A 14,295-nucleotide genomic window follows, 5' to 3' on the forward strand; every position below is an offset into this window, starting at 1 on the left:
AGGGGATGATCCTGCATACCGGTTACAGTAGTCTGTAGCAATGTTGTTGTGCATTGAGGAGAAAAAATCGTGCGCATTGGTATCGATCTGGGTGGCACCAAAATTGAAGTGATCGCGCTGGCCAACGATGGGCATGAGCTGTTCCGCCATCGTATCGCGACGCCGCGTCATGACTACCAGCAAACGCTGGATGCAATCACCGGCCTGGTGAAGCTGGCGGAAGAAAATACCGGGCAGCAGGGTTCTGTCGGCGTCGGCATTCCCGGCACGCTGTCGCCCTATACCGGGCTGGTGAAAAACGCCAATTCGGTCTGGCTCAACGGCCAACCCATGGATAAAGATCTGTCGGCGATGTTGGCGCGTGAAGTGCGTATCGCCAACGACGCCAACTGTTTGGCGGTGTCGGAAGCCACCGATGGCGCGGCGGCCGGTCAGAAAACCGTGTTTGCGGTGATTATCGGCACCGGCTGCGGTGCCGGCGTGGCGATTAACGGGCAGGCGCACTCCGGCGGCAACGGCATTGCCGGCGAATGGGGGCATAATCCCTTGCCCTGGATGGACGACGACGAGCTGCGTTTTCGCACCGAGGTGCCTTGTTACTGCGGCAAGCAAGGCTGCATCGAGACCTTTATCTCCGGCACCGGTTTTGCAACCGACTATGCGCGTTTGAGCGGCAACCCGCTGAAAGGCCATGAGATCATGACGCTGGCGGCGCAAGGCGATGCCCTGGCGGAGCGGGCCATCGGCCGCTATGAACTGCGGCTGGCGAAATCGCTGGCGCATGTGATCAATATACTCGATCCGGACGTGGTGGTGCTGGGCGGCGGCATGAGCAATGTGGACCGCTTGTATCAGCACGTGCCGCAGCTGGTGAAATCCTGGGTATTCGGCGGCGAATGCGAAACGCCAATACGTAAAGCGATCCACGGCGATTCCAGCGGCGTGCGCGGCGCAGCCTGGCTGTGGCCGCAGAGGTAACAGTTGCAAAAAAGGCAAATCTGTTCGTAATGCCGATCGGTTAAGGATCACCTGAACGATCCTGCCACGGTGTGAAATCCGTAATCTCTCTGAGATTACGGATTTTTTATGTTAGGGAGTCAGGCGCTTGATGCCGTTCTTAAATTTACATCTGAAGAGTTTGCGTACTTTCAACATAAACGTGAAAGACATATTGGCAATTACATGTGCGGCCCGAAAACAATAATTATCGTTTAATTAAAAAGAAGATAAAAAATTATTGAAGTCAAAGCCTGGATACCCTTTTAAATTAATATTCCCTGCGGAGTATATTCTTGGATTAAACATCCTAACCCTAAAAGTAATGTTTTTTTTGTTGATTGGCAATGCCGCAATACGAGAGGTAATTACCCCATGAAAAAATTAATTCTAATGACTATGAGTACACAGCCACGCTGTTCAATTTATCCTTGTGATTAAATTTTATCGGGTACGCAATAATTTTTGTAAAGCAGACTTTGGCCTAACGGTTTATGATTAAATTAATATAATGCGATGTTAATGAAAATGTATTTTTAATGATTTTTCCTTATTGCAAAGGAGGCAATAATGCCCTGGTCATTAAGTAAGCGCAGAGGTTTGGTTTCGGTTGATTTTCGCCCTGTTCTGGTAAATACAATCAGATTGGCATTATCAATCAGTAGTATTAATTTTGTCATTATCGAAGGTCTTCGGAGCATCGAACGACAGAGGAAATTAATTATTACCGGAGCCAGTCGTACTTACGAGGTAAATCATGTCTGATAATTTCAATACCCAAGCCGGTAATTTCTCAACCGGGTTGAACTCCACCGTAGATCCGCGTACCGGTTTATATGCTATTAACCTCGGCTTGCTTTCTCTGGCCGCAAACAATCAGTTGGGGCCCTCGGTTGATCTGGCTCTCACTTATAATCCGCTTGGCTCGGACGACATCGGGTTCGGCACCGGCTTCTCCCTGGGGCTCACCAGTTACAATGTTTCCACCGGCACGCTAAAACTCTCCTCCGGAGAGCAGTATCGTGTCTCTGAGACCGGCGGTCAGCCGGTGATCTTCCAGAGAAAACTCAATACCTTTATCTTCCGCAAAACCGCAGAAGCCTATGAAGTCATTTGGAAAAACGGCGTGACCGAGGTGCTGCACGGCCCCGGCTCTGCCGGAGCACTGAAATACCCCGTCCGCATTGTGTCACCGGCCGGCCGCTATGTCAGCCTGGCATGGGATCATACCGGTAAAACGCCGCGTCTCACCCGCCTGAACGATGAGTTCCGCACGCTGTTAACGGTTGACTATTACGGCAATATCTCAACGGTCATTCACACTTTTCCCGCCAGCGATGAGGGCGGACGCCTGTCCTTGCTGTTTGCCAATAATAACCTGACCAGCCTGACTCATTACGCGGCTGACAACACGGAGCTGAAATGGACACTCAGCTACCAACCCGTGGACAGCTTTTATCTCTTAAGTGGTCTGACTTACCCGACAGGTTTGGAGGAGCAGGTGCGGTATCAGGGACAGGTCATGCGTTTCCCTGAAAAATCCGGCTTGCCGGCCCTGCCTGCCGTTGTCAGTCTCCGGCGAGATCCCGGGGCCGCTCAGCCGGCCCAGGAAACTACCTGGACCTGGTCTGATGCCAACTACCTTGGCTTTGGCGGTATCGCAGACTGGAGCCCGGACAATGACTTCACCTATGGCATTGCCGGCATTTACAGCTATTTCTCAACGGAAACCCTGACGGCGGCCGAAACCACCCTTATCACCACCCGGACGTACAATAAATTCCATCTTCTGGGCGAAGAAAAAACGCATCGTGACGGCACCGTCACGACCCAAACCGTCCGTTATTATGCCGATGAGTTGAAGCCGTTTGATCAGCAGCCTCTCCAGTTTTTGTTGCCGCGAGAAACGACAGAAACACTGACGGACACGCTGGGGGAAACACGCGCCCGGACCACGCAGACCCGTTTTGATGAGCAGGGGAACCTGTTGCAGCAGACCGAGGCGGACGGCACGGTCACCACGCTGAGCTGGTATCCACCGGAGGGCAGCGAGGGTTGCCCGGCAGAGCCTAATGGGTTTACCCGTTTTCTGAAGCAAAAAACCGTCAGTTACCCGAACGACGCGTACCCGGATGTGGTGGACAGCACCGAAACCTACACCTACACCACCCTCGGTAATACGACCTGCGCCGTTCAGGATACGCAGTCCCTGTTCAGTGGATCAGTGCTATTGCAGCACAAGACCACAACCTATCACACTGTGCCGGGCAGCCCTGAGTTTGGCCGCATCAGCGCCATTGACGAAACGCTGTACCCGGAAAACGGGGGGGACAGTTTTACTTCCCGTCAGGTGTTCAGCACCACGGTCAGCGGGACACGTTTGCAGCAGCGAGCGACCTTCAGCGGCCATGACGGGCTGACTGCCATCACCCACAGAACCTCTTCCGCCCTGTCCGGCGCTCTGTTTGAGGAAACGGATGCGCTGGGCGTGACCACGGCGTATACCTACGACGATCTGGGCCGTCTGCTGCATCGCACACAGGCCGCCGGAACGCTGTATGAGCACGCAACTCACTGGTCTTATCGGATGGACGGCACACCGGTTACCACGGAGACCGGGCCGACCGGCATGCAGCAGGAGACCCATTTTGACGGCACAGGGCGGGTAGTCAGACGCCGGGTACGGGATGTTGACACCACTCAGGCGCTGTATGACGTGTATGCCGCCCGCTACAACACAACGGGGGATGTGGCATCAGAGACATCTCAGGATTGGCAGATTGGCGATGAGGGGGAACCCACCTTCAGCAGCCTGACCGGCAATAGGCGCTATGGCGCTTGGGGAGAGGCGCGGACTATCACGACCACAGATGGCCTGACGTCTGTCCGGTCGCTGGATCCGGTGGGGCTGACGCAGACGCAACAGATGCAGGGCCTGGGTCGCGAGCAGGATGGCGCCCGTGCCGTCAACAGCGGCATGACCAAACGCCACTTTGATCCGGTCAGCCTGCAACTGACCCACAGTGAACAGCGGGACGCCGCCGGTGAGGTGCAGGGAACAACCCGCTACGCTCGTGACGGGCGGGGCCTGCTGCGCCGGATAGAGGATGAACGAGGGCATATTACGACCTTCACCTATGACACCTTTGGGCGGGAGCGGAGCCGTACCCTGCCGGATGGCAGCACGGTGACCCGCCGTTACGCGCCGCATCTGGCGGAGGCACTGGTGAGCGCGATCAGCGTCACCGGTCCGGATGTGGACGGCAACATGCAGAGCTGGCAACTGGGGACGCAGGCGTTTGACTCGCTGGGCCGGTTGACGGAATCCGCCAGCGGCGGCCGCATTACGTCCTATGCGTATGATGGCGCTTCGCCGGCACCAGCGACCGTCACCCTGCCGTCCGGCAGTGTTCTGCAATACACCTATATTCCCGAACTGGGCAATGCTGTCAGTAGCCTGATGGCCGACGGGGTGATGCAGAACTTCCGCTATGACGGCACCACCGGCGCCCTGTTGCAGGCAGATGAGGGCAACACAGGGAAGAGCAATGTCTGGACACCGGCAGGTCATCTGAAGACGGAGATCTTCAATGAGGGTGACAACCGCCGCCAGGCCCTGCACCGCAGCACCTTGTCCGGCGCACCGGCGGCGTATACCGACATTACCGGTAAAACGACCACCTATGAACGGGATGAATTCGGACGGCTTATCATGCTTTCCGATGAAGCGCTGACCGTCAGTCTGACCTACGATGCCCTGGGGCGGCCCCACACACGAACGGTGACGGATATCACGACTGCCGCCACCCTGGTGATGACCCTGGAGTACGACGACTTTGGCCGGGAAGTCACCCGAACCCTTGATGGTGGCCAGGGTACCATGCTGACTCTGGAGCAGAGCTGGCTGGCAAACAGCCTGTTGGACAGACGTATTACACAGCAAAACAATGCGCTGCTGAAGGATGAGCAGTACGAGTACGACAGCCGTAACCGCCTGGTCAGCTACCGCGTCAGTGGCAGTGCGCCATCGGCGGACGCATATGGCCACCTGTTGGCCGGCCAGCAGTACAGCTATGATGCACTGAACAACCTGAGCCGTGTGACCAGCCAACTGACCGACGGCAGCCATGACACGGCGATGTTCTACTATGACAATGCGGATGATCCGACCCAACTGAGCCGGGTAACCCACACGCACGGCAGTTATCCGCAGGTTATTTCGCTGGAATATGATGCAGAAGGCCGCATGATCCGCGATGAAGCCGGCAGAACGTTAAGCTATGACGTACTGGGGCGGCTGACCAGCGTCAGTGGGACGGATGTTCCCGGCGGACATTATGGCTATGATGCGCTGAACCGGCTGGTCAGCCAGAAGGTGAATGACGGGGATATCCATGCGCTGTATTACCGGGGCGATGAACTGGTCAATGAGATCCTGGTCACGCAGCAGCGTGAAATCCGGCTGATTAAAGGCGGACACACCTGTTTGGGGGTCAGCGAGGGTCAGCGCCTGACGCTGACGGCGGGCGACGGCAATGACAGTCTGCTGTGGTCCTGGGAGAGTGGGCAGACCGAAGGTAGCCTGCACGGTTGGTCACCGTACGGTAGCGGTAAGGCGGCAGCGCTGCTGCCGGGGTTCAACGGTGAACGGTGCGATCCGGTAAGCGGCGCGTATCACCTGGGTAACGGATACCGGGCGTACAACCCGGTACTGATGCGCTTTAACTGCCCGGACAGCCTGAGCCCGTTCGGCGCGGGGGGGATAAACCCGTACGCATACTGCGGGGGGGACCCAATCAACTTCACCGACCCGTCCGGGCACATGAGCTGGCAGGGGATCCTGGGAATAGGTCTGGGTATTCTGGGGCTGGTCGGTGCCGTGTTCACTGCGGGAGCATCCATTGCGGCGGCGGGCGGTATAGCGGCGGCGCTGGAGTCTGCGTCGGCGGTGTCGCTGGCGGTTGGCGCGCTGGGTGTGGTGGCGGACATGACGGCGATAGCCAGCGGTATTGTGGCGAATGTGGATCCGCAAGCCTCGGCGGTGCTGGGGTGGGTGTCGATGGCGTCTGGGTTAGTGGGGCTTGGCGTGGGTGGCTTGCAGGCAGTCAGAAAAGCGACTCAAGCAACACGCCAAAGACTGGGCAACATTCGAAGTACGGGGTTATCAGGGCGAGGAGCGGTACGCGCTGCCAGACAAAGGGGATATTCTCAACATCCTGATATTCCGGGGATCGCAGTTGCCGTTCGTGACCGTAAATCTCGTCGTTACAGCATGATGTACTCGAGGAAAAGACTGGATGATGATAATATACGGTATGAAGCGCATGAGATAATAGAATTTCCTTCTGACTCAGAAGCCCAAAATGCCATATTCAGACGTCTTAATCGACGTTATCCCTACCAATCACCACAATCAAGTCCTGTGCCAGTTAGAGCGCAACGACAATCTGTTGAACCACCAGTATTTCAACCTGAAGAATTCAGTGGAAGATTGATGCCTCCACCGGCCTATGATAAGGGGACGGTGGCTTTTTATTACCCTCCCCACTATAGTCGCATCAAGAATGATCAGGTTATATTTAATTGGGACGACTGGGACGACGGACTAGATGAGATGACTCGATTGTAGTGATTTTTTTTGCTTAAGTGGCTGAAATTTAAAGTAATTAGCAATGGGCCTGTAGGGGGCGTTTTGTTTCTGTTTTTCAGACGTGAAGCGTTAATGGTTTTTTTAATGTTTTATATTATGCGTTAATTTAATTGTGCTTCTTTAGGCTTGCATTGGTAGCTATTAAATTAATTGGAGTCATCTACTGGATGATGACTCCAATTAGTAGAACATGTATTTGCGATGAAGGCACCGATGACTTTTTCATGCAGCTCAATCGAACCTGTATGGCATTCGGGGGTTCGACCCCCGGCGCCGATCCTATCTCCCCTCGCTTTCGCTGCGCACCCGCTCGATATGAATGGTCAAAAACATCATCTCTTCGCTGGTTAGCTGGTGTTGGTAATGTTTTTCGATGTGCTGATTGATTTTGCCGGCGCAGGCGAACGACTCGCGGTATTTCTCTTTCACTACCTGGTAGAGCGAATCATCGTCGCTGTCGACGTAGTTTTTCCCCAGCAGGCGCTGGGCGAAGAATTTCAGGTGAGTGACAAAGCGGTGGTAACTCAGCGCTTCTTCGTTGTAATCAAAGCGGAAATGGTATTTGACGATGTTAAGGATCTCCTGCATCACGCGGGTGATGTGCAGGGTGTTGTGCATCTCGTCGTTCAACTGGGCGTTGACCAGATGCAGGGCGATGAAACCGGCTTCGTCCTCCGGCAGGGCGCTGCCCAGCCGCTGGGCGATAAGATCCAGCGCGTCCAGCCCGACGGCAAACTCGGCCGGATAGAGCTTTTTGATTTCCCACAGCAGCACGTTTTTGATGTCCAGCCCCTGGGTGTGGCGTTGCAGCGCAAAGTGGATATGGTCGGTCAGCGTGATATAGACGATGTTGTGCAACTGGCCCGGCAGGCGCTGGCGGGCAAGGGTGATGATTTTGTCGGCGGTGGTCACGCAGGCCAGTGGGATCTCCGCCAGCAGCTCTTTGTAGCGTTCGCCCATCTCACCGCCGTTCGGCGTGAAGATCTTCTCGATCAAATTTTCATCCAGCAGATCGCCGGCCTTCTTTTTAAAACCGATGCCGCGACCCATCATCACCGTTTCTTCCTGACGGTCGTCCAAGGTAATCACCGCGTTATTATTAAGTATTTTTGCGATTTTCATGGTTATTCCCGGATGCTTCAGCGTGCTGAAAACGAAAAAACCTGACGCACGGGAGCGATCCCCTGCGTCAGGTTTTGCCTGTATGCGAATATTTTTCTCCCCCTGAACCGGCCGGGGGCTGCATGCAGTGCCTGCATGAGTCTGAGTCATCGGGCAAGGCTGCAGCTTGAAATTCTTAGGTATACAGTAACAATCCTGTTATCAGCAGCATCATAACCCTTGTCAGCGGCGTCTCAACTCCTTTCGCCGGGGAGTGCCGCCGCGGTCACACTTCTCAGTCGCTACCGGACAGCATCAGGTCCTGCGGTGCGTTGCGGCGCTGGGTTTTGGTCAGCAGGAAATAGAGATAACCGCAGGCCATCAGGGCGATAAACACCCCACCGATCACCGGGTTAAACCACAGCATGGCAATCAGGCACACCAACGCCAGCACCAGCGCGATGGCCGGCACCAGCGGATAGCCGGGCGCCATGAAGCTGCGCTCCAGCTCCGGCGCAATGCGGCGCAGCTTGAACAGGCTGAGCATGCTCATCAGGTACATCACGATGGCGCCGAAGACGGCCATGGTGATCATGGCGGCGGTAAGGCTCATGCCCTGCAGGTTGATCCAGCTGTCGCTGAAGATCGCGGCGATGCCGATCACGCCGCCAGCCAGGATCGCCCGGTGCGGCGTCTGGAAGCGCGACAGTTTCGCCAGCGAGGTCGGCAGGTAACCGGCGCGTGCCAGCGCGAAGAACTGGCGCGAATAGCCGAGAATAATGCCGTGGAAGCTGGCCACCAATCCAAACAGGCCAATCCACACCAGCATGTGCATCCAGCCGGAGTTTTCGCCGACCACCATTTTCATCGCCTGCGGCAACGGATCGTTGATGTTCGACAGTTTGCTCCAGTCGCCTGCGCCGCCGGCCAATAACATCACACCCAGCGCCAATACCACCAGCGTCAGAATGCCGGAAATGTAGGCGCGAGGAATGGTGCGTTTCGGATCCCTGGCTTCTTCCGCCGCCATTGCCGCGCCCTCGATGGCCAGGAAAAACCAGATGGCGAACGGAATGGCGGCGAAGATACCGGACAGCGCCGCGCTGCCGAAATGATCGCTGCCCGCCCAGCCGTTGAGCACGAAGTTGCTGAAGCTAAAGCCGGGCGCCACCACGCCCATAAACACCAGCAGCTCAAAGACCGCCAGCACGGTGACGCAAAGTTCGAACAGCGCCGCCAGCTTCACACCGAGGATATTCAGCGTCATAAAGATGGCGTAGGCGCCCACCGCCGCCCACTTGGGGTTGAGCGCCGGGTATTGCACGTTGAGGTAAGCGCCGATCGCCATGGCAATCGCCGGGGGGGCGAACACGAATTCCACCAGCGTCGCCAGCCCGGCGATCAGGCCGCCGGTTTCGCCAAAGGCGCGGCGGCTATAGGCGAAAGGCCCGCCTGCGTGAGGGATTGCGGTGGTCAGCTCGGTAAAGCTGAAGATAAAACAGCCGTACATGGTCGCCACCATCAGGGTGGTGATCAGGAAACCGAGCGTCCCCGCCACACCCCAGCCATAGCTCCAGCCAAAATATTCCCCGGAAATCACCAGCCCGACGGCAATGCCCCAAAGATGCAGGGTACCCAGGGTAGGTTTAAGTTGCATTGTCATGTCGCTCTCCCGATCGAAAAAACCGTCTGCGCTGATAAAAGGTATCCAGCCGCAACGTTGCAGGTTTTATGCCATGACGATGCCTGTCCGCCGGCGTGGGTGAGCCGCTAACGGCTGCTTATCAAACCGAGAGGTTCACCGCCTGACCGCGCACCAAAAGTGAGCAGCAAGGCGGCGAGAATGCGCTTTTCTGGTGATTTATTGACCGTAAAGGGCGGCCTAACTTTCCAGCCGAAACTGCGGCTCCAGCCGGCTGATACCCAGTCCGTTGACCTTTTTCACCTTAATCTGCACCGGAATGCGTTCTTTCATCGCTTCGACATGGCTGATCACGCCGATGGTTTTACCGGAAGCATTCAGGCTGTCGAGCGCGTCCAGCGCGGTATCCAGGGTTTCCGCATCCAGCGTGCCGAAGCCTTCGTCGAGGAACAGCGAGTCGATGCTGGTTTTATGGCTGACCAGATCAGACAGCGCCAGCGCCAATGCCAGGCTGACCAGGAAACTTTCGCCGCCGGACAGGGTGCGGGTATCACGCAGCGCGTCCGCCTGCCAGGTATCCACCACCTGCAGTTCCAGCGCGTCGCTGGTTTTGCGTTGCAACAGGTAACGCCCATGCAGCCGCCCAAGCTGGTTATTGGCCAGATACACCAGATGATCCAGCGTCAGCCCCTGGGCAAACTTACGGAATTTATCGCCCTCTTTGGAGCCGATCAGTTGATTGAGGTAGCTCCAGTCGTCGTACTGCTGCTGGCTTTGGCCGATTTGTTCAAACAGCGATTGCTGATTGAGACGGCGCGCGGCGTCGCTTTCCAATTGGTTGCGCACTTCACCCTGGCGCAGTTGCACGGTTTTCAACTGCTGCGCAAGCGCCTCCAGGCTCTGGCTCAGGGCTTGCGCGTCGGCCTGGATTTCATCCAGCCCCTCCGGGCGCTGCTGTCGCTGCCGCTCCAGCGTCTGGGCTGCCTGTGCCAGCAGGGCGCTGGCCTCCACCTGCCGCTGGTGCAGCTGTTCTTTATGCTGCTGCAATTGCCGGCGCTGTGCGTCGTCCAACAGCGCGGCGCTGAAAGTGGCTTCGTCGCTGAATTCGCTGGCGGCCAGTGCTTCCAGCCAGGTTTGTTCCGCCTGTTGCAACCTCTCGCTCTGCCGTTGTTGCTGCTGTTGCAAGCCGGCAAGCTGGCCGGCCAGGCGATCGCGCTGCTCCTGAGCTTTCTGCCATTGTTCCGCCGCCTGAAGGCTGGCCTGCTCGCAGACGGCCTGTTGGGCACGCAACTGTTCACGCACCTGCGGAATCTGTTGTTCGCCAAACAGCGCCAGCCGCTGCGTGCGGTGTTCGCCCAGGGTTTGCTCGCCCTCTTGCCACTGTTGCTGCAGGCGTTGCTGTTGCAACTGTGCATCGGCGTGGTTTTTTTCCAGCAGGGTGAAGCGTTCGTCCAGCAACGCTTGTTGCTGTTGCGCCTGTTGTTGCTGTGCCTGCAGTTCAGCCAGGGCATCTTTCGCCTGCTGCACCGCCTGTGCCGCCTGTTCGTGCTGCGTCAGCCATTGCTGGCCCTGGCGTTCTTCGCTGTCGCAGGCGTTCAGCCACTGGCCCAGGCGCTCGGCATCTTCCAGTTCGAAATCAAACGCCAGCGGTGCGCTGAGGGTTTGCCACTGTTGGCGCTGGGCGGCAAGTTGTTGTTCGTCCTGCGTTATCTGCTGCTGTTGGCGCTGTTGTTGTTCCTTCAGGCTTTCGCAACGGGTGCGCAGTTCGGTGCCCAAGGTGTACAGCGCCTCGGTTTTGACGCGCATTTCCGCCAGGCGCAATGCCGTCTCGGAGGGTTTTACCGCCTGATATTGCTCAATGGCCGGATGGCTGGCGGAGCCGCACAGCGGGCAGGGCTCGCCGCTTTGCAGCAGCGCGCGCTCGGCTTCCAGGCTGACGATGCGTTTTTCCAACTCAAGGGCTTTTTCCACGTCCAACTGATGCGCTTTTTGCTGCTTGTAGTGCCGCCGCGTTTCTTCCAGCTGTTGCTCATGTTCGCCAAGTTGTGCCTGACGGGCGCTAAACTCTTTACGCTGTTGCTCGAGCCGTTCGTTGGTCTGGCGGAACAGCGAGGAGAGGGTGAACAACTGCTGGCGCACCGGGCGCAGCTCGGCCAACGCGGTCTGACGCTGACGCAGCGCCGCCAGCGGCGACTGCGCTTCCAGCGCATTTTGCTGTTGTTGCTGCGTCATCAGCGCTGCGCTAAGGCCGTTAAGCTTCTCCTGATGCTGCCCGGCTTGCGCGGTCAGTTGGCTGCGTTGAACCTTGAGTTGCTCCAGATCCGCTTTCTGCTGATGGCACTGTCGGGCGGCGCTGTCGCACGCCTGCTGCAATTCCGCCTGCGTTTTTTGCCACTGCGCAATCTGGTGGTCGAGCGGGACGATTTGCTCGTCGATCAGCCGCTGCTGGGTCTGCTGGCGTTCGGCCTGCGCCTGTTGCTCGGCGCGCGCTTTTTCCATTGCCTGCTGCAATGGCGCCATCTGCGCAAGCTGATGTTCCTGTTGCTGCGCCAGTTGGGCGATCTGCTGTTGCAGCGCTTGTTGGTCGCTGCGGCAGCGGTGACGATCGCTATGCAGCGGTCGCAGTTTCTCCGCCGGTTCGCTGCGCGCCAACTGCTGCAACTGCGGTTCGGCCGCAGCCTGTTCTTGTTGCACGACGCTCAACTGGCGTTGGTATTCCTGCTGCTGGTGCTGCGTTTGCTGCCACTGTTGCAGCCAGTTCAGCGCCTGTTGCTGTTGCCGGGCCTGCCCGCTGAGGGCGGCTTCCTGCGCGCTCAGCTCAGCTAACTGGCTCTCCAACTGCTGACGCTGTTCGTCATTCAGCAGCTCAATGCCGCTGGCGCGTTGATGCAAGGCGTCCAGATCGGCTTTGGCCTGTTTGTGCTGCTCGAAAACCCGTTCGGAAAGCTGGCCGTAGATCTCGGTGCCGGTCAGCTCTTCCAGCAGTTCGGCCCGGTCATTGGCATCGGCATTGAGGAAGGCGGCGAACTGCCCCTGGGACAGCATCATCGATTTGGTGAAGCGGCCGAAATCCAGCCCGGTGATCGCGGCGGTCAGATCCAGCTTGTCGCGGACTTTATCCGCCAGGATTTTACCGTCTTCACGCAGTGCCAGTTCCACCTTTGGCGCTTGCAGGTTGCCGTCCGGCGCGTTTTTGGCACGGCGTTGGCTCCAGAAGGCGCGGTAACCGACGCCCTTGACCTCAAATTCGACTTCCGCCAGCGATTCGGCGGTGTGGCGCGTCATCAGTTCGTTCTGGCTCGGCGTCACGTTGAGGCGCGGCGTTTGGTGGTAGAGCGCCAGACAAATGGCATCCAGCAGCGTGGTTTTGCCCGCGCCGGTCGGCCCGGTGATGGCGAACAGCCCATTGCTGGCAAAAGGCTCTGCGGTGAAATCGATCTTCCACTCGCCCTGCAATGAATTGAGGTTCTTCAGCCGCAGGCTCAGAATTTTCATTGGGTCGGCTCCTCGTCGTTGTGCCGCACGGCCTCGACCACCTGATGGAACATTTGGCGCATCCGCTGTTGGCGGGGCTCTGTGATTTCCGTCTCCTGCGCCAACCGCCGCTCGAAGACCTCATCGACGCTCAGTTCGTTGAGCGTTTCCTTGTCTTGCCGTTCAAGGGCCTGGCGGCGCTGCTCTTTACTGCGGCGCAGCAATACCACCTCCACCGGCAGTTGATCCGCCAGCAGCTGGATACGGCGTTGAATGTCGCTGAGGTAATCCTGCGTCGCCACTTCGATATCCAGCCACACCGGCAGTTCTCCCTGATAATCGGCGAACTGCCGCAATTGTTGTTCGATCTGCGTCAAATCGCCCTTGATCAGTTGCATCGGTTGGAAGCTGGGGATCTCCAGTGCCGTGACCTGTTGCAGGGCGCCTTCGGCGAAATCCACCATAAACACGCTTTTGGCTTTGCCCAACTCATCAAAACTGAGCGGGATAGGTGAACCGCTGTAGCGGATATGCTCGGATTTGGCGACGTTTTGCGCCCGGTGAATATGCCCCAACGCAATGTAATCGGCCGGCGGAAACGCCTGCGCCGGAAAGGCGTCCAGCGTGCCGATATAAATATCGCGCACCGAATCGGAGGTGGTAACCCCCACAGTGGTCAGGTGGCCGGTGGCGACAATCGGCAAGGCCAGCCCCAGTTCATCGCGGCGTGCGCAGGCTGCCTGGTAAAGCTGCTGATAGTGTTGCGCGATCGCCTCTTGCAACGCCTGCTGCTTTTGCCCGCCCGATTCGCCGGCGCGGCTGGTTGTCAGATCGCGCGGGCGCAGGAACGGGATGGCGCACAGCACCGCACCCGGTTGGCCGTCGCGCCGGTTAAGCACCAGGATTTGCTGCCCGATGTCGTTTTGGGCGTTGGCGATCACTGTTGTATTCAGGCAAGAAAGCAATTCACGCGATTCATTCAGGGTTGCCACGGAGTCGTGATTACCGCCCAGCACCACCAACTGGCAGCCGGTGCGCTGCAATTCGACCACAAAGCGGTTATACAGCTCGCGGGCGTAGCTCGGCGGCGAGCCGGTGTCGAACAGATCCCCGGCGACGATCAGCGCATCCACCCGTTGCTGGTCTATTTGCTCGATCAGCCAGCGTAAAAAAGCCTGGTGCTCGGCGGCGCGGCTTTTGGTGAAAAAGTACTGGCCAAGATGCCAGTCAGAGGTGTGGATCAGGCGCATGACACTCCCGGGGCGATAGAGTAATGGCAGGGATTATAAAGGGAATATGATGTTTCTGCGTGACTAGAAATAATCGCTATGCTTACTGCCTACAACAGGCAGGTTTTTTCATGGCTATTTATTTCATAAATCTGTCACAAAACTGACGCATAATGGCGCCCGCAATCAACTGTGATCGCTAA

6 protein-coding genes are annotated in these 14,295 nt (G+C 57.5%); 2 read left to right on the forward strand and 4 right to left on the reverse strand.

Annotated elements, in window-relative coordinates; genetic code table 11:
- The first annotated feature begins 69 nt into the window (after positions 1-69).
- Both mak and D4100_RS16745 read left to right on the forward strand, forming a co-directional pair.
- Complete coding sequence (gene mak / locus D4100_RS16740; RefSeq protein WP_119804816.1) at positions 70-978, forward strand: fructokinase; 909 nt, start codon at positions 70-72, stop codon at positions 976-978.
- A 775-nt stretch (positions 979-1,753) separates the two neighbouring features.
- Positions 1,754-6,625 (forward strand): RHS repeat-associated core domain-containing protein, encoded by a 4,872-nt coding sequence (locus D4100_RS16745; protein WP_119804817.1) that lies wholly within the window; start codon positions 1,754-1,756, stop codon positions 6,623-6,625.
- A 300-nt stretch (positions 6,626-6,925) separates the two neighbouring features.
- Here the strand turns inward: D4100_RS16745 and licT are convergent, their stop codons facing one another.
- The 4 genes from licT to sbcD all read right to left on the reverse strand — a co-directional run bounded on the left by licT (position 6,926) and on the right by sbcD (position 14,113).
- Positions 6,926-7,768, reverse strand: coding sequence for a BglG family transcription antiterminator LicT (licT, locus tag D4100_RS16755; protein WP_119804819.1), 843 nt, complete (start codon positions 7,766-7,768; stop codon positions 6,926-6,928).
- A gap of 274 nt (positions 7,769-8,042) precedes the next feature.
- The gene (gene eat / locus D4100_RS16760) at positions 8,043-9,410 is read right to left on the reverse strand and encodes an ethanolamine permease (RefSeq protein ID WP_006319724.1); all 1,368 of its coding nucleotides are present in this window, start codon (positions 9,408-9,410) and stop codon (positions 8,043-8,045) included.
- 219 nt (positions 9,411-9,629) lie between these two features.
- Positions 9,630-12,884, reverse strand: a complete 3,255-nt coding sequence (gene sbcC, locus D4100_RS16765) for an exonuclease subunit SbcC (protein WP_119804820.1) — start codon at positions 12,882-12,884, stop codon at positions 9,630-9,632.
- Entirely contained in the window at positions 12,881-14,113 is a 1,233-nt protein-coding gene (gene sbcD, locus D4100_RS16770; RefSeq protein WP_119804821.1) for an exonuclease subunit SbcD, read from the reverse strand. Before sbcD ends, sbcC begins: the two co-directional genes overlap by 4 nt.
- Positions 14,114-14,295 lie beyond the last annotated feature (182 nt).

The organism is Serratia inhibens (assembly GCF_003591175.1).
In the GTDB taxonomy this organism is placed as follows: Bacteria; Pseudomonadota; Gammaproteobacteria; order Enterobacterales; family Enterobacteriaceae; genus Serratia; species Serratia inhibens.

What these genes read in the sequence shown, in the direction of transcription:
- D4100_RS16745 (WP_119804817.1), top strand. Translation starts at nt 1,754, where the DNA reads ATGTCTGATAATTTCAATACCCAAGCCGGTAATTTCTCAACCGGGTTG.
- licT (WP_119804819.1), bottom strand. Translation starts at nt 7,768, where the DNA reads ATGAAAATCGCAAAAATACTTAATAATAACGCGGTGATTACCTTGGAC.
- eat (WP_006319724.1), bottom strand. Translation starts at nt 9,410, where the DNA reads ATGACAATGCAACTTAAACCTACCCTGGGTACCCTGCATCTTTGGGGC.
- sbcC (WP_119804820.1), bottom strand. Translation starts at nt 12,884, where the DNA reads ATGAAAATTCTGAGCCTGCGGCTGAAGAACCTCAATTCATTGCAGGGC.
- sbcD (WP_119804821.1), bottom strand. Translation starts at nt 14,113, where the DNA reads ATGCGCCTGATCCACACCTCTGACTGGCATCTTGGCCAGTACTTTTTC.